This window comes from Pseudomonas sp. MF09150 (assembly GCF_059862355.1).
This window is the reverse complement of record NZ_JCBCUS010000007.1, coordinates 160890-187172: the sequence shown is the minus strand read 5'-3', so window position 1 is coordinate 187172 and position 26283 is coordinate 160890. Positions and strand designations below refer to the sequence as shown.

Below are 26283 nucleotides of genomic sequence, written 5' to 3'. Positions count from 1 at the left end.
CAAGGGCGAGGCGCCGACGCGCGCGCCTCGCTGCACTTCGAACGGACGCAAACTAGCCTAGTCTGTGCTGGTAGGTGCAGGACTCCTCGGGTGTTCATTGGGCAATGCTTATGCAAGGGACCTCATGAAGCAAAAGCGCACTCTCGGAACCCCACGGCTGCTGGGCATTGTCTGGCCATTTATCGCCGTGGTGTTGTTTCAAGCACTGTTGGGTGGCCTGAGCCTCTACGTCCTTTCGGCGGTGCGTGGGTATGTCGCGGGCGAAAGCCTGTGGTCCAAGGGGCAGAAGGATGCGATTTATTACCTCAACCTCTATGCCGACAGCCGCGATGAATCGGCCTTCCTCAAATACCAGAACGCAATTGCCGTGCCCCAGGGCGGTCATGAACTGCGTCTCGCCCTGGACCGCAAGCCGCCGGACCTGGAAGCCGCGCGACTGGGTATCCTCAAGGGCGGTAACCATCCGGACGATGTGTCCAGCCTGATCTGGCTGTACCTCAACTTTCGCCACTTCAGTTACCTGGAAAAGGCCATCGACCTGTGGACCGTCGGCGACAGCTACCTGGTGCAGCTGGATGCGGTGGCGCGGGATATGCACCAGAGCATCAGCCGCAATCAAGTCAGTGATGCCGATATCCTTCGCTGGAAGAGCCAGATTTTCGCCATCAATGATGGGGTGACTCCGGCCGCCAAGGCGTTCAGTGATGCCCTGGGCGAGGGCTCGCGGGTCATCCTGCGTTTGCTGCTGGTGACCAACCTGGCCACCGCGCTGGTGTTGATTGCCCTGGCGTTATTGCGAACTCACAAATTGCTCACCCAGCGCCATGAATTTGCCGATGCCTTGCAGCTGGAAAAGGAGCGGGCGCAAATCACCCTGCAGTCCATCGGCGACGGGGTGATCACCACCGATGTGGAAGGCGCCATCGCCTATATGAACCCTGCAGCCGAAGAGCTGACCCACTGGAAAGCCGAGCAGGCGGTAGGGTTGCCCCTGGCGGCATTGTTCAACCTGCTGGATGAAAATGCCCAAGCCGACGGGTTTACCCTGATCGAACATATTCTCAGTGGCCAGCTCAGTGGCGGCAGCGAGCATTCCAAGCTGATCCAGCGCCTAGACGGCAGCACGGTGTCGGTGACCCTGGTCGGGGCTCCGATCCAGAACGCGGGCAAGGTCAGCGGCACCGTGCTGGTGCTGCACGACATGACCCAGGAGCGTCAGTACATCGCCAATCTGTCCTGGCAGGCGACCCATGATGCGCTGACGGGGCTGGCCAACCGCCGGGAATTCGAGTTCCGCCTGGAGCAGGCATTGCACAACCTGTCGCGCCAGCCAGGGCGCCATGCGTTGATGTTTCTGGATCTGGACCAGTTCAAACTGGTCAACGATACCTGCGGTCACGCGGCCGGGGATGAATTGTTGCGGCACATCTGCGCGCTCCTGCAATCCGGGCTGCGCGAGGGCGATACCCTGGCGCGCCTGGGTGGCGATGAGTTCGGCATTTTATTGGAGAACTGCCCACCTGACGCGGCAGAGAAAATCGCCGAAGGCCTGCGCCAGACCGTGCAGAACCTGCATTTCGTGTGGAAGGGCCGGCCGTTCGTGACCACGGTCAGCATCGGCCTGGTGCATATCGCGCAGACCCCAACCACTCTGGAAACCTCCCTGCGTGCGGCCGACATGGCCTGCTATATGGCCAAGGAAAAGGGCCGCAATCGAGTCCAGGTCTACCACGCCGATGACTCGGAGCTGTCCTTGCGCTTTGGCGAAATGGCCTGGGTCCAGCGCCTGCATATGGCCCTTGAGGAAAATCGCTTCTGCCTTTACTCCCAGGAGATTGCGGCCCTCGGACACCCTGATCGCTCTGGCGGACATATCGAGATTCTGTTGCGCCTGCATGACGAAGCCGGGCGCATGATCCTGCCGGACAGCTTTATTCCTGCAGCCGAGCGCTATGGGCTGATGACGTCCCTGGACCGTTGGGTGGTGCAGAACGTGTTCAAGATCATTGCCCAGTGCATTGAGGAGAAAAGCGAAGGGCCGATGGCCATGTGTGCGATCAATCTGTCGGGCATTACCATCGGTGACGACGACTTTCTCGACTTCCTGCGCGAGCAATTCACCCGCTACGCCATTCCGCCAGCGATGATCTGTTTTGAAATCACCGAAACCAGCGCTATTGCCAACCTGGGCAGCGCGATTCGTTTTATTAATGAACTCAAAGGGTTGGGTTGTCACTTCTCCCTGGATGACTTTTGTGCGGGCATGTCCTCATTCGCTTATCTCAAACATTTGCCTGTAGACTTCTTGAAGATCGATGGAAGTTTCGTAAAGGATATGCTGGACGACCCGATTAACCGCGCCATGGTCGAAGTGATCAATCACATCGGCCATGTCATGGGTAAACGCACCATTGCCGAGTTTGTCGAAACGCCGCAAATCGAGCAGGCGTTGCTTGAAATCGGTGTGGATTTTGCTCAGGGCTACATCATCGAACGCCCGCAATTGTTCACCTGTGACAGTCTGCAGTGTCGACCACCACGCGCGCAGCCGCTGTTGTTCAAGGCGCCCGGCACGTTCCGTTGAAACCTTTGTTGATCAGTATGAATCACACTCAAAAGGAGCCCGACAGTGATTGACACCTTCAACCGAACCGGCCCGCTCATGGAAGCCGCAAGTTACCCCGCCTGGGCTCAGCAACTGATCCAGGATTGCAGCGAGAGCAAGCGCCGTGTAGTCGAACACGAACTGTATCAGCGCATGCGTGACAACAAACTCAGTGCCAAGACCATGCGCCAATACCTTATTGGCGGTTGGCCGGTGGTCGAGCAGTTTGCTTTGTACATGGCGCAAAACCTGACCAAGACCCGCTTTGCCCGCCATCCGGGCGAGGACATGGCGCGACGCTGGCTGATGCGCAATATTCGCGTCGAGCTCAACCATGCCGATTACTGGGTGCACTGGAGTCGAGCCCATGGCATCAGCCTGGAGGATCTGCAGGCGCAACAAGTGCCGCCCGAATTGCACGCCTTGAGCCACTGGTGCTGGCATACCAGTTCCTCTGACTCCCTGATCGTGGCGATTGCTGCCACCAACTATGCGATCGAAGGTGCGACGGGCGAGTGGTCTGCGCTGGTCTGTTCCAATGGCCTATACGCCGCGGCCTTTCCTGAAGAGGACCGCAAGCGCGCCATGAAGTGGTTGAAGATGCATGCCCAGTACGATGACGCCCATCCATGGGAAGCACTGGAAATCATCTGCACCCTGGCCGGCCAGAATCCGAGTAAGGCGTTGCAGGTCGAGTTGCGCCAGGCTGTGTGCAAGAGCTACGACTACATGTACCTGTTCCTGGAGCGCTGTATGCAGCAGGAAAAAGCCCCCGTAAGCCGCGAGCGGTTGGCCCTAGCGGAAGGCTGAGTACAGGATTTGCCTGCGCGGGCAGGTTCGGCGTCAACGGGAGCTGCGGCTTTCCGAGGCGACGAACCTGCCCGCGATTGTTTTCGGGGCAGGTTCAGCCGGCCATTGCCAGGCGGTTACGGCCTTCGCGCTTGGCCACATAGAGTGCGCTGTCGGCACGGCGCAGCAGGCTGTCCGACGACTCGCCAGGCAACAGAGTCGAGCAGCCGAGGCTGACGGTCAGTTCGATCGGCTGGCCGTCGACCCGATAATCGTGGGTCTGAGTCGCATGCCGCAGGCGCTCGCCAATCATCGCGGCAGCGTCGCGCCCGGTGTTGGAAAGCAGGATCAGAAACTCCTCCCCGCCGAAACGGAACACCATGTCGACATTGCGCAGTTGCCCCTTGATGGCTGCTGCAACGGCTTTGAGCACCTCATCGCCCGCGCTGTGGCCATGGTTGTCATTGATTCTCTTGAAGTGGTCAATATCCAGCATGAGCAGCGACAGCGGCTGGGTGTGCCGGCGTGCCATTTCGATTTCGCGCTGCAGGGTCTGGTCCATGGCGATACGGTTGCCGGTATCGGTCAGGGGGTCACGCAGGGCACTGCGGGTCGCTGCGCGATACAGCAGGGCGTTGCGCATGGGGTAGAGCAGGGATGAGAGCAGCGATTCGAGGTTGCCCTGTTCCTGGTCGTTGAAGCGCTGATTGCGTCGGAACACCAGTTCGCCCATGGGCTCGCCTTCATGGCTGAGGCTGTAGCTGACCGAGTGGTGGCCGCGCAGCCCGAACTCCAGGCGCAGGTCGCTGGGGGTGTGTTGATAGACCATGGCATCGAGGGGGACCAGGCGCTGGACTTCACGGAAGAACAGGCCAAGGATCCGCTGTGGTTCGAGGCTGGTTTGCAGCTGCAGGCCCAGTTGCTGGCGTAATTGAGCCAGCCCTACCGGACGTTGCGCCAATGGCGATGGTTGACCAAAGCCCAGGCGTTGCAATTTGGCGCTATCGAAGTCAATTGCGTTGGTCTGGGTTGGTGTTTTCATATGGCGTGAGCCCCTGAGCACGTAATGCAGTCTTACTGGCTGGGTGAGAGCGGCTCTGGGCTGCGCGTCATACTGTTCCATCAGTCCCGTAGGACGAGTTTTCACAGTCTAATCCGCTTTGCCCGTCGTTATAAGCCCCGATTGGGGCGGTGCCTGGCTCGCCAATACACTGCGTGTATGAGCAGGTTTAGAGCGAAAGTCATGCCATTCGGTTCAGATAAATAAAAGTCTTTTGAATTCAATCTGTTGGCAATAATGAGTGGCAAGAGAGGATGCCTGGCGCGGCATTTGTTTGACTGGAGGCGGCAAAAGTCCGCGGAATTTCAAAAAAGGCCGCGACAGCTTTCCGCCGCGACCTGATGTACGGCATGTTTACTGGGCGTCGAAGGCCTGGCCGTTGATCCCGCTGCTGTCCGGCCCCATGAGGTAGAGGTAGACCGGCATGATCTGCTCCGGAGTTGGGTTGTTGCTCGGGTTTTCCCCGGGGTAGGCCTGGGCGCGCATGCTGGTGCGGGTGGCGCCAGGGTTGATGCTGTTGGCGCGGACCGGGGCCACGGTATCCAGTTCGTCGGCCAGGGTCTGCATCAGGCCCTCGGTCGCGAATTTGGAAACGCCGTAGGCGCCCCAGTAGGCACGACCTTTGCGGCCGACGCTGCTCGAAGTGAAGACCACCGAGGCGTCCTTGGATAGCTTGAGCAACGGCAGCAGGGTGCCGGTCAGCATGAACATGGCGTTGACGTTGACTTGCATCACGCGCATGAAGTTCTCGCCCGAGAGCTGCTCTAGTGGCGTGCGCGGGCCGATGATCGACGCGTTGTGCAGCAGGCCGTCGAGGTGGCCGAATTCGGTTTCGATCATGGCCGCCAGTTCGTCGTACTGGTGAGGCAGGGCGGTTTCCAGGTTGAACGGGATCACCGCCGGTTGCGGATGGCCGGCGGCTTCGATTTCGTCGTAGACCTGGGTCAGGTTGGCTTCGGTCTTGCCCAGCAGCAATACGGTGGCACCGTGGGCGGCAAAGGTCTTGGCGGCGGCAGCACCGATGCCACGGCCGGCGCCGGTGACCAGGATGACCCGATCCTTGAGCAGTTCGGGGCGAGCGGAGTAATCAAACATAAAAACCTCAACACAATTCAACGATAGGACCGGCAGCGCTCTTGGCGCTGGGCCGGTCGCACAGCCTGGGCGGTGACAGTGCAACTGCTCGGGCGAGGGGTATTACCCGCGTCGCATCAGCAGCTGCAGAGGGCGTTATCCAGCACGCGGCGCAGTTCCAGCGGGTGATCGACTACCACGTCGGCGCCCCAGTGCCTGGGGTTGTCGTCCGGGTGGATATAGCCGTAGGTCACGGCGGCGGTCTTGGTGCCGGCATCGCGCCCGGATTCGATATCACGCAGGTCATCGCCGACGAACAATACGCTGGCCGGGTCTAGGTCGAGCATCTTGCACGCCAGGATCAGCGGCTCCGGGTCGGGTTTGCTGTTTTTCACGTGGTCCGGGCAAATCAGCAGGGCCGAGCGTTCGGACAGCCCCAGTTGCTGCATGATCGGTTCGGCGAAACGCAGCGGCTTGTTGGTCACCACGCCCCAGATCAGGTTGGCCTTCTCGATATCCGCCAGCAGCTCGGCCATGCCGTCGAACAATTTGCTGTGCACCGCGCAGTGCTGGAGGTAACGCTCCAGGAACTCCAGGCGCAGCTCTTCGAATCCGGGCGATTCAGGGTCCATGGAGAAGGTCACGGCGACCATGGCCCGGGCACCACCGGAGATTTCGTCACGGATGTGCTGGTCGACGATCGGTGCTAGGCCGCGATCGGTGCGCATGCTCTGGCAGACGGCGATGAAGTCCGGCGCGGTGTCGAGCAGGGTGCCGTCCATGTCGAAAAGAACTGCTCTGATACCCATGGGCTTATTCCTCTCGCTGGGTCTGGATCATGTAGTTGACGTCAACGTCCGCCGCCAGCTTGTAGTGCTTGGTCAGGGGGTTGTAGGTCAGGCCGATGATGTCCTTGACGGTCAGGCCGGCCATGCGGCTCCAGGCGCCAAGCTCGGAAGGGCGGATGAATTTCTTGAAGTCATGGGTGCCGCGCGGCAGCAGCTTCATGATGTATTCCGCGCCAATGATGGCGAACAGGTAAGCCTTGGGATTGCGGTTGATGGTGGAGAAAAACACCTGGCCGCCCGGCTTGACCATGCGGAAGCAGGCGCGGATCACCGACGACGGGTCCGGTACGTGTTCGAGCATTTCCAGGCAGGTCACGACGTCGAATTGCTCGGGCATTTCTTCGGCCAGGGCTTCGGCGGTGATTTGCCGGTATTCGACGCTGACACCCGACTCCAGCTGGTGCAACTGCGCCACTGCCAGTGGCGCCTCGCCCATGTCGATACCCATCACGGTAGCGCCACGCTGGGCCATGGCTTCGCTGAGGATGCCGCCGCCGCAACCGACGTCGAGGACTTTCTTGCCCGCGAGGTTGACCCGCTCGTCGATCCAGTTGACCCGCAACGGGTTGATGTCGTGCAGGGGTTTGAACTCGCTTTCACGGTCCCACCAGCGGTGAGCCAGGGCTTCGAATTTGGCGATTTCAGCGTGGTCGACGTTGCTCATGGGTAATCCTCAAATCTAAAAAATTCTGCACTGGGCCTTGAGTTGATCCTCAAGGGGTCTGTCTATTCGGTATGTCCGCTGATGCGCTGGCCCCAGGCGGTGGCCGTGGCGCACAGCTGCTGTTCATCGAGGCGGGTCAGGCGCCGGTCGTCGAGCAACTGCTTGCCGGCGACCCAAAGGTGTTTCACGCAATCGCGGCCGGTGGCATATATAAGCTGCGAAACCGGGTCATAAATCGGCTGCTGGGCCAAACCCGACAGGTCGAACGCCACCAGGTCCGCGGCCTTGCCCAGTTCCAGCGAACCGACTTCAGCCTCCAGGCCCAGGGCGCGAGCGCCGTTCAGGGTCGCCATGCGCAGGGCACGATGGGCGTCCAGTGCGGTGGCGGAGCCTGCAACGGCTTTGGCCAGCAGCGCGGCAGTGCGGGTTTCACCCAGCAGATCCAAGTCATTGTTACTGGCGGCGCCATCGGTGCCGACCGCGACATTCACCCCAGCCTGCCAAAGTCGCTCCACCGGGCAGAAACCGCTGGCCAGCTTGAGGTTCGATTCCGGGCAATGAATAACGTTGCTGTTGGTTTCTACCAGCAAAGCCAGGTCTTCATCGCTGACCTGGGTCATATGAACGGCCTGGAACCGAGGGCCGAGCAAACCGAGGCGGCCAAGGCGGGCCAGGGGCCGCTCGCCGCGCTGTTCGAGGGATTGTTGCACCTCGAATGCGGTTTCATGGACGTGCATATGGATCGAGGCGTCGAGTTCTTCGGCGATAACGCGAATTTTTTCCAGGTTCTCATCGCCCACGGTATAGGGTGCATGAGGGCCGAAGGTGATCTTGATGCGTGGGTGGTGCTTGAGGTCGCCGAACAGCTCGACGCCCTGGCGGATCGCTTCATCGGCGTCGTGGGCGCCGGGAATCGGGAAATCGAGGATTGGAATCGCGATCTGTGCGCGTATGCCGCTGTTGTGCACGCGTTCGCTGGCCACCTTGGGGAAGAAGTACATGTCGGAGAAGCAGGTAATGCCGCCTTTGAGCTGTTCGGCAATCGCCAGGTCGGTGCCGTCGCGCACGAAGGCTTCATCGACCCACTTGGCCTCGGCCGGCCAGATGTGCTTTTCCAGCCAGGTCATGAGCGGTAGATCGTCGGCCAGGCCGCGAAACAGGGTCATGGCCGCATGCCCGTGAGCGTTGATCAGGCCCGGGCTGAGCAGCATGCCTGGCAGTTCCCGCACTTGCGTGGCCTTCAGGCGCAAGGCCTCGGCCCTGGGCCCGATAAAGGCGATGCGCCCGTCGCGGATGCCCAGGCCGTGTTCTTTGAGAACCACGCCAGCAGGTTCGACAGGCACCAACCAGGTCGGCAACAGCAATAAGTCGAGCGCAGCGGCAGGTGTCGGCATCGAAGATCGGTTCCAGAGCTTTTGTAAGGGATGGCGAAGTATACCCGAGCGTCTTCGCCGGGGGATCGCTATAATCGACGGCTTTTGTTCATGAGTGCGGGGTGAAGGATGCGCGATCGACTGTTGGCTGCGGAGAAGGTGAAGGCCATCGATTGGCGGGATGACGCCCTGTATCTGCTCGATCAGCGCATTTTGCCTTTCGAGGAAACCTGGATCGCCTACACCAGCGCCGCGGGCGTTGCCGAGGCAATTCGCTCCATGGTGGTCCGTGGCGCGCCGGCAATCGGCATCAGCGCGGCCTATGGCGTGGTCCTGGCGGCGCGCGCGCGGTTTGCCGCCGGCGGTGACTGGCAGGCGGCAATGGAGGAGGACTTCACCCTGCTTGCCGACTCGCGCCCGACCGCGGTCAACCTGTTCTGGGCGCTCAATCGCATGCGCGATCGCCTGGAGCGGCTCAAGGACCACATCGACCCGCTGGCCGTGCTCGAGGCCGAAGCTCTGGCCATTCATGAAAGCGATCGCGAAGCCAACCTGACCATGGCGCAGTTGGGCGTGGACCTGATCCGCCGGCACCAGGGCAATGCCCAGGCGCTGCTGACCCACTGCAATACCGGTGCCCTGGCCACCGGTGGCTTTGGCACGGCGTTGGGGGTTATCCGCGCGGCATGGCTCGAAGGCATGGTCGAGCGCGTTTACGCCGATGAAACCCGGCCTTGGCTGCAAGGTTCGCGCCTGACGGCCTGGGAGCTGGCCAATGAAGGCATTCCGGTGACCTTGAACGCAGACTCTGCGGCGGCCCATATCATGAAGACCAAGGGTGTGACCTGGGTGATAGTCGGTGCCGACCGCATCACCGCCAACGGTGATGTGGCGAACAAGATCGGCACTTATCAGTTGGCGGTCAATGCCATGCACCATGGCGTGCGATTCATGGTGGTCGCGCCCAGTTCCACCATCGACATGAACCTCGCCAGTGGCGATGAGATCCCGATCGAAGAGCGCGACGGCAAGGAATTGCTGGAAGTGGGCGGCAAGCGCGTCGGTGCCGAGGTGGACGCCTTCAACCCGGTATTCGATGTGACGCCGGCAGACCTGATCGACGCCATCGTCACTGAAAAAGGCATAGTCGAGCGGCCGGATACCGCGAAAATGGCCCAATTGATGTGCCGCAAACGCCTGCATTGAGACACTCGTTTCCCGTGGAGTAGGCCGCTGCTCCCTGGAAACGGCTATTGGTCAAGAAAAAATCCCCGTTTAAGCGCGAAATCCGCCTCTGAGCTTCTCTGGTCCCCTATCAGGCTGTCACCGGTCAACTAACTACGCACCATGCGCATCTGGGGGATAGGTGCGTGGCGGCGATTGTGATAACATCCGGCGGTTTCCAAGGTGGCCCAAAGTGGTTGCCTTTACTGCGCAAATCCATGGCATAACTTGTTGATTTGTCGTAAGTCGGTGCAAGGCGCTAGGCCTGCAGCGACGAGCTTCGTTCGTCCCATATGGATGTGACGAGGTTTCACCAGAAAAAGGAATCAGGCTTCTCATGGGCGAACTGGCCAAAGAAATCCTCCCGGTCAATATCGAAGACGAGCTGAAACAGTCCTACCTCGACTATGCGATGAGCGTAATTGTCGGGCGGGCACTGCCTGATGCGCGCGATGGCTTGAAGCCCGTGCATCGGCGTGTGCTGTTCGCGATGAGCGAGCTGGGCAACGACTTCAACAAGCCGTACAAGAAATCTGCCCGTGTTGTCGGTGACGTGATCGGTAAGTATCACCCTCACGGTGATACCGCGGTGTACGACACCATCGTTCGGATGGCGCAGCCATTCTCGCTGCGCTACCTGTTGGTAGACGGTCAGGGCAACTTCGGTTCGGTCGACGGCGATAACGCTGCGGCCATGCGATACACCGAAGTGCGCATGACCAAGCTGGCACATGAGCTGCTGGCCGACCTGCATAAAGAAACCGTGGACTGGGTGCCGAACTACGACGGCACCGAAATGATCCCGGCGGTCATGCCGACCCGTATTCCCAACCTGCTGGTCAACGGTTCCAGCGGCATCGCCGTGGGCATGGCGACTAACATTCCGCCGCACAACCTCGGTGAAGTCATCGACGGTTGCCTGGCGCTGATCGACAACCCTGAGTTGACGGTCGACGAGCTGATGCAATACATCCCGGGCCCGGACTTCCCGACCGCCGCGATCATCAACGGTCGTGCCGGCATCATCGAAGCCTATCGCACCGGTCGTGGCCGCATTTACATGCGCGCCCGCTCGATGATCGAAGATATCGACAAGGTCGGTGGCCGCCAGCAGATCGTCATTACCGAGCTCCCATACCAGTTGAACAAGGCGCGTCTGATCGAGAAGATCGCCGAGCTGGTTAAAGAGAAGAAGCTCGAAGGCATCACCGAGCTGCGCGACGAGTCCGACAAAGACGGGATGCGCGTGGTGATCGAGCTGCGTCGCGGCGAAGTGCCTGAGGTGATCCTCAATAACCTCTACGCCCAGACCCAATTGCAAGCGGTGTTCGGTATCAACATCGTGGCCCTGATCGATGGCCGCCCTCGGATCCTCAACCTCAAGGATCTGCTGGAAGCCTTCGTTCGTCACCGTCGTGAAGTCGTCACCCGCCGTACTGTGTTCGAGCTGCGTAAAGCGCGCGAACGCGGCCACATTCTTGAAGGTCAAGCGGTTGCCCTGTCGAACATCGACCCGGTCATTGCCCTGATCAAGGCCTCGCCAACCCCGTCGGAAGCCAAGGAAGCGCTGATCAGCACTGCCTGGGAGTCCTCCGCGGTGGTGGCAATGGTCGAACGCGCCGGCGCCGATTCCTGCCGTCCAGAGACCCTGGACCCGCAGTACGGCCTGCGCGAAGGCAAGTACTTCCTGTCGCCAGAGCAGGCGCAAGCCATTCTGGAGCTGCGTCTGCACCGCCTGACCGGCCTGGAACACGAAAAACTGCTGGCTGAGTATCAAGAGATCCTCAACCAGATCGGCGAGCTGATCCGCATCCTCAACAGCGCTACGCGCCTGATGGAAGTGATCCGCGAAGAGCTGGAAGTGATCCGTGCCGAATACGGCGATGTGCGCCGCACCGAGATTCTCGATGCCCGTCTCGACCTGACCCTGGGTGACATGATCCCGGAAGAAGAGCGCGTGGTGACCATCTCCCACGGCGGCTATGCCAAGACCCAGCCATTGGCTGCGTACCAGGCCCAGCGTCGTGGCGGGAAAGGCAAATCGGCCACTGGCGTCAAGGATGAGGACTACATTGCTCACCTGCTGGTAGCCAACAGCCACACCACGCTGCTGCTGTTCTCCAGCAAGGGCAAGGTGTACTGGCTCAAGACTTACGAAATCCCTGAAGCATCGCGTGCGGCCCGTGGTCGTCCGCTGGTCAACCTGTTGCCGCTGGATGAGGGTGAGTACATCACCACCATGCTGCCGGTCGAGGAATACACCGAAGGTCACTTCATCTTCATGGCCACCGCTGGCGGCACCGTGAAGAAGACCCCGCTGGAATCCTTCAGTCGTCAACGCAGCGTCGGCCTGATCGCGCTGGAGCTGGACGAAGGCGACGTGCTGATTTCTGCCGCGATCACCGATGGCGAGCGTGAAGTCATGCTGTTCTCCGACGGCGGCAAGGTCACTCGCTTCAAGGAATCCGACGTTCGCGCTATGGGACGTACCGCTCGCGGTGTGCGCGGCATGCGTCTGCCGGAAGGCCAGAAGCTGATTTCCATGCTGATTCCGGAAGAGGGCAGCCAGATCCTGACCGCATCCGCACGTGGTTATGGCAAGCGCACGGCGATCACCGAATTCCCTGAGTACAAACGTGGCGGCCAGGGCGTTATCGCCATGGTCAGCAATGATCGTAACGGCCGTCTGGTCGGTGCGGTCCAGGTGCTGGATGGTGAGGAAATCATGCTGATTTCCGACCAGGGCACCCTGGTGCGTACACGGGTCGACGAAGTGTCGAGCCTGGGTCGTAACACCCAGGGCGTGACCCTGATCAAGCTGGCCAGCGATGAAACGTTGGTCGGCCTGGAGCGGGTGCAGGAGCCGTCTGAAGTCGAGGGTGACGAGCTGGAAGGCGAAGAGGGCGAAGAGTTCGAAGGGACCGTGCTGGACGCGGGCACCGATCCGGATGACGCAACCGAGGGCCGGCAGGCTGACGCCGCAGGCGAAGAAGAGTCGCAAGACTAAATAAATCGTAGCAGGGCAGAGTGTTTGCTCTGTCCGCTACCGTGAATGCATAGCGAGAGTGGATGTGAGCAAACGAGCCTATAACTTCTGCGCGGGTCCCGCTGCGCTACCTGAAGCTGTCCTGTCGCGTGCCCAGGCCGAGTTGCTGGATTGGCATGGCAAGGGCCTGTCGGTCATGGAGATGAGCCATCGCAGCGATGAGTTCGTGTCCATTGCCACCAAGGCTGAGCAGGATCTGCGTGACCTGCTGGATATCCCCTCGAACTACAAAGTGCTGTTTCTGCAGGGCGGCGCCAGCCAGCAATTTGCTCAGATCCCCCTGAACCTGTTGCCGGAAAACGGCTCGGCCGACTATATCGATACCGGTATCTGGTCGCAGAAAGCCATTGAAGAAGCCTCGCGCTACGGCCACGTCAATGTGGCTGCCACCGCCAAGCCCTACGACTATTTCGCCATTCCCGGCCAAAACGAATGGCAGCTGTCGAAAGACGCGGCCTACGTTCACTACGCACCGAACGAAACCATCGGCGGCCTGGAATTCAACTGGATCCCGGAAACCGGCGACGTTCCGCTGGTGGCTGACATGTCTTCCGACATCCTGTCGCGCCCTGTGGATATCTCCCGTTTCGGCATGATCTACGCCGGCGCGCAGAAAAACATCGGCCCTAGCGGGATCCTGGTCAACATCATCCGTGAAGACCTGCTGGGGCGTGCCCGCTCCCTGTGCCCGACCATGCTCGACTACAAGGTCGCGGCGGATAACGGCTCGATGTACAACACCCCGCCGACCCTGGCCTGGTATCTGTCCGGGCTGGTGTTCGAGTGGCTCAAGGAACAAGGCGGCGTAGAGGCCATCGGCAAGCTCAATGAAGTGAAGCAGCGCACGCTGTATGACTTCATCGACGCCAGCGGCCTGTACAGCAACCCGATCAACAAGTCCGACCGCTCGTGGATGAACGTGCCGTTCCGTTTGGCTGACGATCGCCTGGACAAGCCGTTCCTGGCCGGTGCCGAAGCGCGTGGCCTGTTGAACCTCAAGGGTCACCGCTCGGTTGGCGGCATGCGCGCCTCCATCTACAACGCCGTCGACATCACCGCAGTCAATGCGCTGGTGGCCTACATGGCAGAGTTCGAGAAGGAACACGGTTAATGTCTGAGCAAGAACTCAAGGCACTGCGCCTGCGCATTGATGCCCTGGACGAAAAGGTCCTGGAACTGATCAGTGAGCGTGCGCGCTGCGCCCAGGAAGTCGCGCGCGTCAAGATGGCCTCCCTGGCCGAAGGCGAAGTGCCAGTGTTCTATCGTCCTGAGCGTGAAGCTCAGGTGCTCAAGCGGGTGATGGAGCGTAACCAGGGGCCGCTAGGCAACGAAGAGATGGCGCGCTTGTTTCGCGAAATCATGTCGTCGTGCCTGGCGCTCGAGCAGCCGCTGAAAGTGGCTTACCTCGGCCCTGAAGGCACCTTCACCCAGGCCGCGGCGATGAAGCATTTCGGTCACGCCGTGATCAGCAAGCCAATGGCAGCGATCGATGAAGTGTTCCGCGAAGTGGCAGCCGGTGCGGTGAATTTTGGCGTGGTCCCGGTGGAAAACTCCACCGAGGGCGCGGTCAACCACACCCTCGACAGCTTCCTTGAGCACGACATGGTCATCTGTGGCGAAGTCGAGTTGCGGATTCACCACCATTTGCTGGTCGGTGAAAACACCAAGACTGACAGCATCAGCCGCATCTACTCCCATGCCCAATCCCTCGCCCAGTGCCGCAAGTGGCTGGACGCGCACTACCCGAATGTGGAGCGTGTCGCCGTCTCGAGCAATGCCGAGGCCGCGAAGCGGGTCAAGGGTGAGTGGAACTCGGCGGCGATTGCCGGTGATATGGCAGCAGGTTTGTATGGCCTGACTCGCCTGGCCGAGAAAATCGAGGACCGCCCGGACAACTCCACGCGGTTCCTGATGATCGGCAGCCAGGAAGTACCGCCGACTGGCGACGACAAGACCTCGATCATCGTCTCCATGAGCAACAAGCCGGGCGCGCTGCATGAGCTGCTGGTGCCATTCCACGATAACGGCATCGACCTGACGCGAATCGAAACCCGACCTTCGCGCAGTGGCAAGTGGACCTATGTGTTCTTTATCGACTTCGTCGGCCATCACCGCGACCCATTGGTCAAAGGTGTGCTGGAGAAGATCAGTCAGGAAGCAGTGGCACTCAAGGTGCTGGGTTCCTACCCGAAAGCGGTTCTCTGAGGCTTTAACAATGAGTGGCGACTTCCTCGCTCTGGCACAGCCGGGCGTGCAACAACTTTCGCCTTACGTTCCGGGCAAACCCGTGGACGAACTGGCGCGTGAGCTGGACATCGATCCGGCAAAAATCGTCAAGCTGGCAAGTAACGAAAACCCGCTGGGCGCCAGCCCCAAAGCGCTGGCGGCGATCCGTGACGAGCTGGCAGAGCTGACACGTTATCCCGATGGCAATGGTTTTGCCCTCAAGACCCTGTTGGCCGAGCGTTGCGCTGTCGAGCTGAGCCAGGTCACCCTGGGCAACGGTTCCAACGACATTCTGGAGTTGGTCGCTCGTGCCTACCTGGCCCCGGGCTTGAATGCCGTATTCAGCGCCCATGCCTTTGCCGTCTATCCGATTGTCACCCAGGCCGTGGGCGCGCAGGCGCACGTGGTTCCGGCCAAGGATTGGGGGCATGACCTGCCTGCAATGCTCCAGGCAATCGACGCCAATACCCGGGTGGTGTTTATCGCCAATCCGAACAACCCGACCGGTACCTGGTTCAGCGCCGAGGCGTTGGACGAGTTCCTGCAGGATGTGCCAGGGCATGTGCTGGTGGTGCTGGACGAGGCTTATATCGAGTACGCCGAAGGCAGCGACTTGCCCGACGGCCTGGATTTCCTGGCGGCCTACCCGAATCTGCTGGTTTCGCGGACCTTCTCCAAGGCCTATGGCCTGGCGTCGTTGCGTGTGGGTTATGGCTTGTCGACGCCGGTGGTGGCCGATGTGCTGAACCGGGTTCGCCAGCCGTTCAACGTCAACAGTCTGGCGTTGGCTGCTGCCTGTGCGGCGTTGCAGGACGAGGAATACCTGGCTGAAAGCCGTCGCCTGAATGAGGCTGGCATGCAGCAGCTGGAGGCGGGCTTTCGCGAGCTGGGACTGTCGTGGATTCCTTCCAAGGGCAACTTCATTGCCGTTGACCTGGGAAGGGTGGCTGCTCCGGTATTCCAGGGGTTGCTGCGCGAGGGTGTGATTGTGCGTCCGGTGGCCAATTACGGTATGCCAAACCACCTGCGTATTACCGTCGGTCTGCCGGCTGAAAACAGTCGCTTCCTCGAGGCGTTGTCCAAGGTTCTGGCTCGTGGTTGATGTCATTCCAATGCAATCTGCTGTGCCTATGATCGGTCGCCTGGTGGTGGTCGGTCTGGGGCTGATTGGTGGCTCTTTTGCCAAGGGCCTGCGTGAAAGCGGGGTGTGTCGCGAGGTGGTAGGGGTCGATCTGGATCCTCAATCGCGCAAGTTGGCAGTCGAATTGGGCGTGGTGGACCGCTGCGAAGAAGACCTCGCCGTGGCCTGCCAGGGTGCTGATGTGATCCAGCTGGCAGTACCGATCCTGGCCATGGAAAAGCTCCTGGCGCTCTTGGCTGGCATGGACCTGGGGCAGGCGATCCTGACGGATGTCGGCAGCGCCAAGGGCAACGTGGTGCGCGCTGCAACCGAGGCCTTTGGTGGCATGCCGCCGCGCTTCGTGCCGGGGCACCCGATTGCCGGTTCCGAGCAGAGCGGCGTCGAGGCGTCCAATGCCCAGCTGTTTCGTCGACATAAAGTAATTCTGACTCCGCTGGAGCAGACCGACCCCGAGGCGTTGAGGCTGGTCGATCGGTTATGGCGCGAGCTGGGAGCGGATGTCGAGCATATGCAGGTCGAGCGCCACGATGAAGTGTTGGCGGCGACCAGTCATTTGCCCCACCTGCTGGCATTCGGCCTGGTCGACTCGTTGGCCAAGCGCAGTGAAAATCTGGACATCTTCCGTTACGCTGCGGGCGGTTTCCGCGATTTCACGAGAATCGCCGGCAGCGACCCGGTCATGTGGCACGACATCTTCCTCGCCAATCGCGAAGCGGTACTGCGCACACTCGATACATTTCGCAACGATCTCGACGCTCTGCGCGACGCGGTCGATGCAGGGGATGGGCACCAATTGTTGGGCGTATTCACTCGCGCCCGGGTTGCCCGCGAGCATTTCAGTAAAATCCTGGCCCGCCGGGCCTATGTGGACGCTATGAACTCCAACGATCTGATTTTCCTGGCAAATCCTGGTGGCCGCCTGAATGGGCGGATTCGTGTACCGGGTGACAAGTCGATTTCTCACCGCTCGATCATGCTCGGCTCGCTGGCTGAAGGCGTTACCGAGGTCGAAGGTTTCCTCGAAGGCGAAGACGCGCTGGCAACCTTGCAGGCGTTTCGCGACATGGGCGTGGTGATAGAAGGTCCGCACCACGGCCGCGTAACCATTCACGGCGTTGGCCTGCATGGCTTGAAGCCCGCTCCAGGTCCTATCTACCTGGGCAACTCCGGTACCTCGATGCGCCTGCTGTCCGGCCTCCTGGCGGCGCAGAACTTCGACAGCACCCTGACGGGTGATGCGTCGCTGTCCAAGCGTCCGATGAATCGCGTGGCCAACCCGTTGCGGGAAATGGGCGCTGTCATCGAAACGGCTGCCGAAGGTCGTCCGCCGATGGTCATTCGCGGTGGCAGCAAGCTCAAGGGCCTGACGTACACCATGCCGATGGCCAGTGCCCAGGTTAAGTCCTGCCTGCTGCTGGCGGGGCTTTACGCCGAAGGCAAAACTACCGTGACCGAGCCTGCGCCGACCCGTGACCATACTGAGCGTATGCTGCGCGGTTTCGGCTACCCGGTCAGCGTCGACGGTGCGACTGCTTCGGTTGAGTCGGGCCACAAACTGACTGCTACGCACATTGAAGTACCAGGCGATATCTCGTCGTCGGCGTTCTTCCTGGTGGCTGCGTCGATCGCCGAGGGTTCGGAGTTGGTGCTGGAGCATGTCGGTATCAACCCGACCCGCACCGGCGTGATCGACATCCTGCGCCTGATGGGAGCGGATATCACCCTAGAAAACCAGCGTGAAGTCGGTGGCGAACCTGTGGCAGACCTGCGCGTACGGGCGGCTAAACTCAAAGGTGTCGAGATTCCTGAAGAGTTGGTGCCCTTGGCCATTGACGAGTTCCCGGTGCTGTTTGTCGCAGCGGCCTGCGCCGAAGGGCGTACCGTGCTGCGTGGTGCTGAAGAGCTGCGGGTCAAGGAGTCTGATCGTATCCAGGTCATGGCCGACGGCCTGCTGGCGCTGGGCGTCAAGTGCGAACCTACGCCGGACGGCATCATCATCGATGGCGGCCAGATTGGTGGCGGTGAAGTGCACGGTCACGGTGATCACCGGATTGCGATGGCTTTCAGCGTGGCTTCGCTGCGTGCCAATGCTCCGATCCGCATTCATGATTGCGCGAACGTGGCGACTTCTTTCCCCAACTTCCTCGCGCTGTGCGCGCAGGTCGGTATCCGCGTAGCGCAAGAGGCTCAGTCGTGAACATCAAGGCACCTGTAATCACCATCGATGGGCCTAGTGGTTCTGGCAAGGGAACCATCGCCGGGATGCTGGCCAAGCGTCTGGGCTGGTGCCTGCTGGACTCCGGGGCCTTGTACCGGTTGCTGGCATTTGCTGCACGCAACCATGGCGTCGACCTGACCAACGAAGAGTCGCTGAAATTGCTCGCGGCTCATCTCGATGTACAGTTCCTCGGTGCGACTGAAGGGCATCCGCAGCGCATCATTCTCGAAGGTGACGATGTCACTGATGATCTGCGCAATGAGCAGGTGGGCGCCTGGGCTTCCCAGGTAGCCGCATTACCCGCGGTGCGTGATGCGCTGTTGCAGCGCCAGCGGGCCTTCCAGGAGCCGCCGGGCCTCGTGGCTGACGGTCGTGACATGGGGACGGTGGTTTTTCCAGAGGCGCCGTTGAAGATTTTCCTCACTGCCAGTGCCGAGGAGCGTGCACGTCGCCGTTACCTGCAGTTGAAGGGAAAAGTAGATGGTGTTAGTCTGTCGAGTCTGCTAGATGAGATTCGTGCGCGCGATGAGCGCGACACCCAGCGAGCGGTAGCCCCGCTTAAACCGGCGGCTGACGCCATACAGCTGGATTCCACGGAGTTGTCCATCGAGCAGGTGCTGGAACGCATTCTGAGCGAGATCGCCATTCGCGACATCGCCGGGTGACCAAGAAGAGCGTGGGGAACCAGTCATAGTCCCGCGTTCTTTCTTTTATATGAACGTAACCCACATCGTCTGGGATGTGGCAGATGGGCGTATTCTTCGCCCTTATCAACAGGAATTAAAATGAGCGAAAGCTTTGCGGAACTCTTTGAAGAAAGCCTAAAAACCCTGAACCTTCAGGCAGGCTCCATCATCACCGGTGTTATCGTTGATATCGATTACCAAGCTCGTTGGGTAACCGTTCACGCTGGCCTGAAGTCTGAAGCACTCATCCCGCTTGAGCAGTTCTACAACGACGCTGGCGACCTGACTATCAACGTCGGTGACGAAGTTCACGTTGCGCTGGACTCGGTTGAAGATGGCTTTGGTGAAACCAAGCTGTCCCGTGAAAAAGCCAAGCGCGCTGAATGCTGGATTGTTCTGGAAGCAGCCTTCGCAGCCGAAGAAGTGGTCAAGGGCGTTATCAACGGTAAGGTTAAAGGCGGCTTCACTGTCGACGTTAACGGCATCCGTGCGTTCCTGCCAGGTTCTCTGGTTGACGTCCGTCCAGTGCGCGACACCACGCACCTGGAAGGCAAAGAGCTGGAATTCAAGGTCATCAAGCTGGACCAGAAGCGCAACAACGTTGTCGTTTCCCGTCGCAGCGTCCTCGAAGCCGAGAACTCCGCCGAGCGTGAAGCTCTGCTGGAATCCCTGCAGGAAGGCCAGCAAGTCAAAGGTATCGTTAAAAACCTCACCGATTACGGCGCATTCGTCGATCTGGGTGGCGTTGATGGCCTGCTGCACATCACCGACATGGCTTGGAAGCGTATCAAGCATCCTTCCGAAATCGTCAACGTTGGCGACGAGATCGATGTCAAGGTTCTGAAGTACGATCGTGAACGTAACCGTGTCTCCCTGGGCTTGAAGCAGCTGGGCGAAGATCCATGGGTCGCTATCAAAGCTCGTTACCCAGAAAGCACTCGCGTTACCGCGCGTGTAACCAACCTGACCGACTACGGCTGCTTCGCTGAGCTGGAAGAAGGCGTTGAAGGCCTGGTACACGTTTCCGAAATGGACTGGACCAACAAGAACATCCACCCTTCGAAAGTCGTACAAGTCGGCGACGAAGTGGAAGTTATGGTTCTGGACATCGACGAAGAACGTCGTCGTATCTCCCTCGGTATCAAACAGTGCAAATCTAACCCATGGGAAGATTTCTCTGGCCAGTTCAACAAGGGCGATAAAATCTCCGGCACCATCAAGTCGATCACCGATTTCGGTATCTTCATTGGTCTGGACGGCGGCATCGACGGCCTGGTTCACCTGTCCGACATCTCCTGGAACGAAGTGGGCGAAGAAGCCGTACGCCGCTTCAAGAAGGGCGACGAGCTGGACACCGTTATCCTGTCGGTTGACCCAGAGCGTGAGCGTATCTCCCTGGGCATCAAGCAACTGGAAAGTGATCCGTTCTCCGAGTACGTTCAAGAGAACGATAAAGGCGCAATCGTTAAGGGTGTTGTAAAAGAAGTTGACGCCAAAGGCGCCATCATCACCCTGGCCAACGATATCGAAGCTACTCTGAAAGCCTCCGAAATCAGCCGTGACCGCATCGAAGATGCACGTAACGTTCTGAAAGAAGGCGAAGAAGTTGAAGCCAAGATCATCAGCGTTGACCGCAAGAGCCGCGTAATCCAGCTCTCGATCAAGTCGAAAGACGTTGAAGACGAGAAAGAAGCAATCCAAAGCCTGCGCGACAAGCCAGCTGCTTCGGACATCGCTGCTGGTCCTACCACTCTGGGCGACCTGTTGCGTGCACAAATGGAAAAACAGAACTAAGTTCTGTAAGACCATAGAAAAAGGGCGACTTCGGTCGCCCTTTTTTGTGCCTTGAATTTGAGTTAAACCCTTCTGAAACCAACATATGCAGTGAGTTGTCTCTTCTTACAAGCAACAAGCTTGCTCATCAGGAGCTAGGCTTGGGTTGAAAGGGTGTCAGCATCGCAGCCTATGCTGCATAAGGAAGGGAATGAACAGACTCGCAGTTATTGTCGCCGTGCTCCTTCTTGCTGGATGTACTACCAGCGCCAAGACCCATGCGATACGTGGCGTCAGTGGAATTGAAATTGATTGCTCGGGTTTGGGCTCGGATTGGGATAAATGTTACAAGCGCGCGGCTAAGGAGTGCAAAGCCGGTGGGTACAAGGTCATAACCAAGTCTAGCGATGCGAAGGACGAGGAGGGCGATTATCCCTTCGGCTGGAACCCCGCTGGCTACGTTACCCGCACAATGCTGGTCATGTGTAGGTAAGTGGCTCTGAGGTGCTGAAGGGGGCGCTAGATGCGATGCAATTGTGGTCCAGCAGATAAGTCAATACACGGGCTGTTCAAAATCCTCAGAGCATGCTAAAACCTTCTGAGCACTGACCTAGCTGCTTGAAAAAGAAGGGAAAAATATGACGAAGTCGGAGTTGATCGAACGAATTGTCACCCATCAAGGGCTGCTGTCATCCAAGGATGTCGAGCTGGCCATCAAGACTATGCTTGAGCAAATGTCCCAATGCCTCGCTACCGGCGACCGGATAGAAATTCGGGGGTTTGGTAGTTTCTCACTGCACTACCGTGCGCCGCGAGTGGGTCGCAACCCGAAGACAGGGCAGTCGGTAAGCCTCGACGGGAAATTCGTGCCGCATTTCAAGCCGGGTAAAGAACTGCGCGATCGAGTGAATGAAGAAGAGGAAGAGGGTTTTTAATTTTAAGTATATACACGAGGGTAATGATTGAAGTTGCCAGACTTGGTTGTTTTTGACTTTTGGCGCTGGTGTTATTGCGTGGCGTACTTTGCCGCGTCTATATAACAAATATTAAGGCAGGTCGGATTTTACTAAAAATACTCTGAGATTGATGGTGTAGTTCTTCTGTTTTTTCGGTGGATGGCCGCTTTGCAAAATTTTTATTTTGAGTTCCACATCTGACGCATTCAAAGAGCGCATGTACCGTGTGATTCTATGGGGCGTGTAGAATTTTTCTGTCTGTTTTTTAATCAGTATTTGGGTCATTACTCTTGATTTGAAGGCGATTCATCAAGGTTTGATGTTTCTAGCTGGCCGATTTCACTGAATCAATAAGTATCTAAATTTCAAGAGGTAAGATGAGCAGGATCCTTTTGACCGGAGTGTCCGGCCTTGTGGGCCGTGCTGTTCACGAGCGGTTATCCATCTCCCCAATAAATGAATTGGTTGCAGTGCTGCGAACGCATGTAAACGATTTTCCTGAGTCCACAGTCGTTGCGAAAGTTGCCGATATCGATGGAAATACAGCTTGGGGGGATGCCTTAGGTGGATGCAGCGCTGTTGTTCATGCTGCGGCACGTGTCCATGTCATGAATGAAACCTCAAGTGACAGCCTTCGTGATTTTCGTCGGGTAAATGTTGAAGGATCTCTCAATCTGGCCCGACAAGCAGCACAAGCGGGCGTTCGTCGCTTTGTATTTATTAGCTCGATCAAGGTCAATGGCGAAGGAACAGTTCCAGGCGCTCCTTATTTTGCAGATGCTGAACCTGCACCAGCAGATCCCTATGGTATTTCTAAAATGGAAGCCGAGCAGGGATTAAGGGAGATCGCCAGGAAAACCGGGATGGAGGTTGTCATTATCCGGCCCACTCTCGTTTACGGACCGGGCGTGAAAGCCAATTTTCTGAATATGATGCGTTGGTTGAACAAGGGAGTGCCGCTGCCATTGGGGGCGATTAATAATCGCCGTAGTCTGGTGGCGCTGGGAAATCTGGTTGATTTAGTTGTTACCTGTCTGAGTCACCCTGCGGCTGCCAATCAGACCTTTCTGGTTAGCGATGGTGAGGATCTTTCTACGACTGAGTTGTTGCGTAGAATGGGGCAAGCCCTTGGCTCTCCGGCTCGTCTACTGCCTGTACCCAGTTGGATGCTTGAGACAGGGGCTACGCTTCTCGGCAGAAAAGCTCTTTCCCAGCGCTTATGCGGTTCGCTCCAGGTCGATATCAGTAAAACCCGCGAGTTGTTAGGCTGGACTCCTCCCCTGAGTGTTGACGCTGCACTGCGCGTCACCGCTCAGCATTTTATTGAACAGCGTAAGTAATCCGCAGGCGGTCCAACGAGCGCAGTTATTCTCATCCGGATGTTAGCGCCTTGGATCTGTCCGCTGATGAACTCTCATATGGTTTCAGGAACTGAATCGTAAATGGCAATTTGGTACTTTTTTGCGGGGGTGGCACTTGCCTCGCTTTTGCTCACATGGGTACTACGTCGATACGCATTGGCGCGCAGCCTTATGGATATACCTAATGGGCGTAGCTCTCATACGGTGCCAACGCCGCGCGGGGGCGGGGTGGCAATTGTCCTTAGTTTCCTTCTCACTTTGCCGTTTCTGGCGGTAGCAGTTGAGATGCCATTGCCTGTTGTATGGGCACTGACGGGAGCTGGAGGACTGATAGCAATTGTTGGGTTTCTGGATGATCACGGGCATATCGCCGCCCGCTGGCGATTATTGGCGCATTTCCTTGCCGCGGCGTGGGCATTGCTCTGGTTGGGTGGGCTGCCGACTATCAAAATTTTTGGGGCTGACATCAGCCTTGGTTGGCTGGGCCACGCCCTGGCTGCTTTTTATCTGGTCTGGTTGCTCAATCTCTACAACTTCATGGATGGAATTGATGGTATCGCCAGTGTTGAGGCTATTTGTACGTGCCTGGGGGCTTGCCTGATCTATTGGTTGACTGGCAATGAGCATTTGATTTGGTCGCCATTGTTACTGGCGATGGCTGTGCTCGGATTCCTCTACTGGAATTTCCCACCGGCACGCATTTTCATGGGGGATGCGGGCAGTGGTTTTCTCGGCATTATCCTCGGCGTCCTGTCTCTGCAAGCTGCGTGGGACTCGCCACAATTTTTATGGGTGTGGCTGATCCTGCTGGGCGTATTCATCGTTGACGCTACTTTCACCTTGATCCGGCGTCTGCTGAGAGGGGACAAGGTTTATGAAGCGCACCGTAGCCATGGATATCAATTCGCTTCCCGACAGTTTGAGCGCCATCTGCCGGTCACGCTTGCAGTCGTGTTTATTAATCTGTTCTGGTTGCTGCCAATAGCGCTTGGCGTCAGTCTTTTTGGGCTGGATGGTATTATTGGTGTTGCGCTGGCTTATCTGCCTTTGATTTTCCTGGCACTCAGATTCCATGCTGGAGAGCTGGAACAAAAAAGCTGATGCACATCTGCATGGGTTAGCGTGGAACACGTATTGGCTTGCTGACCAAATAAATCAATACACCATGGTTATCAAGCCTAGGGATTGAGGTAGTAACAGAGGTTATGGATAAAATACGAACATATCTATTGAGCCTTCCGCGCCGACAAAAGCGCTTCCTTCAGGTGGCCACCGACATTGTGTTGGTTTGGATCGCCTTGTGGATGGCGTTTGTTGTGAGGTTGGGGTTCGAGGATCTGAACAATCCCTTTGTCGTTCATCTCTGGCTATTTTTGAGCGCGCCGGTGGTGGCAATTCCGCTTTTTGTCCGGTTTGGAATGTATCGCGCGGTGATGCGTTACTTTGGTAACGATGCGCTGATCGCCATTGCCAAAGCAGTCAGTTTATCTGCGTTGATACTGGCCCTGGTTGTGTACTTGTACAGTAATCATCAAACGGTCGTCCCTCGTTCCATCGTGTTCAACTATTGGTGGTTGAGCATGGTTCTGGTAGGTGGATTACGTCTGGTGATGCGCCAGTACTTTATCGGTGACTGGTTTACCGCAGCACAGCATGTTCCTTTTACTAATCGCGATGATGGGCTGCCCAAAGTTGCCATCTATGGAGCCGGCGCTGCTGGTAACCAGCTTGTTGCTGCATTGCGCATGGGTAAGCTTATGCGTCCCGTGGCCTTTATCGATGATGACAGCAGCATCGCCGATCGGGTGATCTCCGGGTTGCAGGTCTATAAGCCAAAACACATCAAACAGATGATTGATGATACAGGGGCGATCGAAGTGCTCCTGGCTATCCCTTCATCAAGCCGCAGTCGTCGTCGGGAAATATTGGGTTTCCTGGAGAAGTACCCACTGCACGTGCGCAGTGTTCCCGGTTTTATGGACCTTGCCAGTGGTCGGGTAAAGGTCGATGACATTCAAGAGGTGGATATTGCTGACTTGCTGGGGCGTGATGCAGTGCCCGCGCAGGAGGAGCTGCTTGCCCGTTGTATCAAAGGGCGAATTGTTCTGGTGACGGGAGCGGGTGGGTCTATCGGCTCTGAACTTTGCAGGCAGATACTTTCGTCCGAGCCAACGACGCTGCTGCTGTTCGACCATAGTGAATTCAATCTTTACAGCATTCTGTCAGAGTTGGAGCAGCGCATCGCGCGCGAATCATTGCCGGTCAAGTTGCTACCCATTTTAGGCTCGGCCCGTAATCAGGCGAAGTTGTTAGATGTGATGACAACCTGGAAGGTCGATACGGTCTACCACGCCGCGGCGTACAAGCATGTGCCGATGGTCGAGCACAACATTGCCGAAGGTGTCCTGAATAACGTCATCGGCACACTGAATACGGCTCAGGCCGCTTTGCAGGCAGGTGTCGCAAACTTTGTACTTATCTCTACAGATAAGGCTGTTCGCCCGACCAATGTCATGGGCAGTACCAAGCGTCTTGCCGAATTGACTCTGCAGGCGTTGAGTCGTGAACTGGCTCCCGTTTTTCTGGGCGATGAGTCGAATATTTCTCGAGTCAATAAAACCCGCTTCACCATGGTTCGCTTCGGCAATGTGCTGGGATCTTCCGGTTCAGTCATTCCGTTGTTCCATAAGCAGATCAAATCTGGCGGCCCGCTAACGGTCACCCATCCCAAGATCACCCGTTACTTCATGACCATCCCTGAAGCGGCTCAATTGGTGATTCAGGCCGGCTCCATGGGGCAGGGCGGTGATGTTTTCGTGCTGGATATGGGGGAGCCGGTCAAGATCGTCGAGTTGGCGGAGAAGATGATTCACCTTTCGGGCCTGAGCGTGCGTTCGGACAAGAACCCGCATGGTGATATCGCCATCGAGTTCACAGGTCTGCGTCCGGGTGAAAAGCTTTACGAAGAGTTGCTGATTGGCGACAACGTTGCTGCGACCGATCACCCCATGATCATGAGTGCCAACGAAGACCATTTGCCTTGGGATGTATTGAAGGTCCGGCTGACCGAACTGCTTGCTGCTGTTGAGCTGGATGACTACGCCCGGGTTCGCCAATTGCTGCGCGAGACGGTCAGCGGCTATACCCCGGACGGGGAGATTGTTGATTGGATTTATCAGCAGCGGCGCCTCAAACCCTAGACCTACATAAGCTGTAACTCACCCACTTTTGACTTGCCC

Annotated in this window: 20 protein-coding genes; 15 read left to right on the top strand and 5 right to left on the bottom strand. The window is 58.2% G+C overall.

The annotated features are described in order from the left end of the window. Nucleotides 1-124: 124 nt before the first annotated feature. Together AC19YX_RS24495 and AC19YX_RS24490 are read left to right on the top strand one after the other, a co-directional pair. Nucleotides 125-2584: an EAL domain-containing protein gene (locus AC19YX_RS24495; RefSeq protein WP_500607228.1), complete on the top strand. Its 2460-nt coding sequence runs from the start codon at nucleotides 125-127 to the stop codon at nucleotides 2582-2584. Between the two features lie 78 nt (nucleotides 2585-2662). After that, nucleotides 2663-3415: an iron-containing redox enzyme family protein gene (locus AC19YX_RS24490; protein WP_500607318.1), complete on the top strand. Its 753-nt coding sequence runs from the start codon at nucleotides 2663-2665 to the stop codon at nucleotides 3413-3415. Nucleotides 3416-3509: 94 nt separating this feature from the next. Here AC19YX_RS24490 and AC19YX_RS24485 read toward each other — a convergent pair whose 3' ends face one another. From AC19YX_RS24485 to AC19YX_RS24465, 5 genes are all read right to left on the bottom strand, one after another. Continuing rightward, nucleotides 3510-4436 carry a GGDEF domain-containing protein gene (locus tag AC19YX_RS24485; protein ID WP_078470712.1) on the bottom strand — a complete coding sequence of 309 codons (927 nt, stop codon included), beginning with the start codon at nucleotides 4434-4436 and terminating at the stop codon, nucleotides 3510-3512. A gap of 372 nt (nucleotides 4437-4808) precedes the next feature. Continuing rightward, complete coding sequence (locus tag AC19YX_RS24480) at nucleotides 4809-5549, bottom strand: YciK family oxidoreductase (protein WP_078470711.1); 741 nt, start codon at nucleotides 5547-5549, stop codon at nucleotides 4809-4811. A 116-nt stretch (nucleotides 5550-5665) separates the two neighbouring features. Further along, nucleotides 5666-6337: an N-acetylmuramic acid 6-phosphate phosphatase MupP gene (gene mupP / locus AC19YX_RS24475; protein ID WP_500607227.1), complete on the bottom strand. Its 672-nt coding sequence runs from the start codon at nucleotides 6335-6337 to the stop codon at nucleotides 5666-5668. Between the two features lie 4 nt (nucleotides 6338-6341). Then, on the bottom strand, nucleotides 6342-7040 hold the full coding sequence (gene ubiG / locus AC19YX_RS24470) for a bifunctional 2-polyprenyl-6-hydroxyphenol methylase/3-demethylubiquinol 3-O-methyltransferase UbiG (RefSeq protein ID WP_500607226.1): 699 nt from the start codon (nucleotides 7038-7040) through the stop codon (nucleotides 6342-6344). A gap of 62 nt (nucleotides 7041-7102) precedes the next feature. Continuing rightward, complete coding sequence (locus tag AC19YX_RS24465) at nucleotides 7103-8434, bottom strand: TRZ/ATZ family hydrolase (RefSeq protein WP_078470709.1); 1332 nt, start codon at nucleotides 8432-8434, stop codon at nucleotides 7103-7105. A gap of 108 nt (nucleotides 8435-8542) precedes the next feature. Here AC19YX_RS24465 and mtnA point away from each other — a divergent pair, with 108 nt between their 5' ends. The 13 genes from mtnA to AC19YX_RS24400 all read left to right on the top strand — a co-directional run bounded on the left by mtnA (nucleotide 8543) and on the right by AC19YX_RS24400 (nucleotide 26244). Beyond that, a complete protein-coding gene (mtnA, locus tag AC19YX_RS24460) occupies nucleotides 8543-9619 on the top strand; it encodes an S-methyl-5-thioribose-1-phosphate isomerase (RefSeq protein ID WP_201131924.1) in 1077 nt (358 codons plus the stop codon). A 355-nt stretch (nucleotides 9620-9974) separates the two neighbouring features. Beyond that, nucleotides 9975-12644, top strand: a complete 2670-nt coding sequence (gene gyrA, locus AC19YX_RS24455) for a DNA gyrase subunit A (RefSeq protein ID WP_020299636.1) — start codon at nucleotides 9975-9977, stop codon at nucleotides 12642-12644. A gap of 64 nt (nucleotides 12645-12708) precedes the next feature. Beyond that, the gene (gene serC, locus AC19YX_RS24450) at nucleotides 12709-13794 is read left to right on the top strand and encodes a 3-phosphoserine/phosphohydroxythreonine transaminase (protein WP_078470937.1); all 1086 of its coding nucleotides are present in this window, start codon (nucleotides 12709-12711) and stop codon (nucleotides 13792-13794) included. Beyond that, a complete protein-coding gene (gene pheA / locus AC19YX_RS24445) occupies nucleotides 13794-14888 on the top strand; it encodes a prephenate dehydratase (protein WP_007899727.1) in 1095 nt (364 codons plus the stop codon). Before serC ends, pheA begins: the two co-directional genes overlap by 1 nt. A gap of 10 nt (nucleotides 14889-14898) precedes the next feature. Continuing rightward, nucleotides 14899-16011, top strand: coding sequence for a histidinol-phosphate transaminase (gene hisC / locus AC19YX_RS24440; RefSeq protein ID WP_078470707.1), 1113 nt, complete (start codon nucleotides 14899-14901; stop codon nucleotides 16009-16011). A 28-nt stretch (nucleotides 16012-16039) separates the two neighbouring features. Beyond that, nucleotides 16040-18247 carry a bifunctional prephenate dehydrogenase/3-phosphoshikimate 1-carboxyvinyltransferase gene (locus AC19YX_RS24435; RefSeq protein ID WP_500607317.1) on the top strand — a complete coding sequence of 736 codons (2208 nt, stop codon included), beginning with the start codon at nucleotides 16040-16042 and terminating at the stop codon, nucleotides 18245-18247. Beyond that, a complete protein-coding gene (gene cmk / locus AC19YX_RS24430; protein ID WP_500607225.1) occupies nucleotides 18244-18933 on the top strand; it encodes a (d)CMP kinase in 690 nt (229 codons plus the stop codon). The genes AC19YX_RS24435 and cmk overlap by 4 nt, the downstream gene beginning before the upstream one ends. A gap of 120 nt (nucleotides 18934-19053) precedes the next feature. Further along, nucleotides 19054-20748 (top strand): 30S ribosomal protein S1, encoded by a 1695-nt coding sequence (gene rpsA / locus AC19YX_RS24425; protein WP_020299641.1) that lies wholly within the window; start codon nucleotides 19054-19056, stop codon nucleotides 20746-20748. Nucleotides 20749-20938: 190 nt separating this feature from the next. Then, nucleotides 20939-21220, top strand: coding sequence for a hypothetical protein (locus tag AC19YX_RS24420; RefSeq protein ID WP_078470705.1), 282 nt, complete (start codon nucleotides 20939-20941; stop codon nucleotides 21218-21220). Between the two features lie 145 nt (nucleotides 21221-21365). Next, a complete protein-coding gene (ihfB, locus tag AC19YX_RS24415) occupies nucleotides 21366-21662 on the top strand; it encodes an integration host factor subunit beta (protein WP_020299643.1) in 297 nt (98 codons plus the stop codon). A 398-nt stretch (nucleotides 21663-22060) separates the two neighbouring features. Next, nucleotides 22061-23023, top strand: coding sequence for a UDP-glucose 4-epimerase family protein (locus AC19YX_RS24410; RefSeq protein WP_500607224.1), 963 nt, complete (start codon nucleotides 22061-22063; stop codon nucleotides 23021-23023). Nucleotides 23024-23125: 102 nt separating this feature from the next. Then, complete coding sequence (locus tag AC19YX_RS24405; RefSeq protein WP_078470703.1) at nucleotides 23126-24145, top strand: MraY family glycosyltransferase; 1020 nt, start codon at nucleotides 23126-23128, stop codon at nucleotides 24143-24145. A gap of 104 nt (nucleotides 24146-24249) precedes the next feature. After that, nucleotides 24250-26244: a polysaccharide biosynthesis protein gene (locus tag AC19YX_RS24400; RefSeq protein ID WP_500607223.1), complete on the top strand. Its 1995-nt coding sequence runs from the start codon at nucleotides 24250-24252 to the stop codon at nucleotides 26242-26244. Nucleotides 26245-26283: the final 39 nt, after the last annotated feature.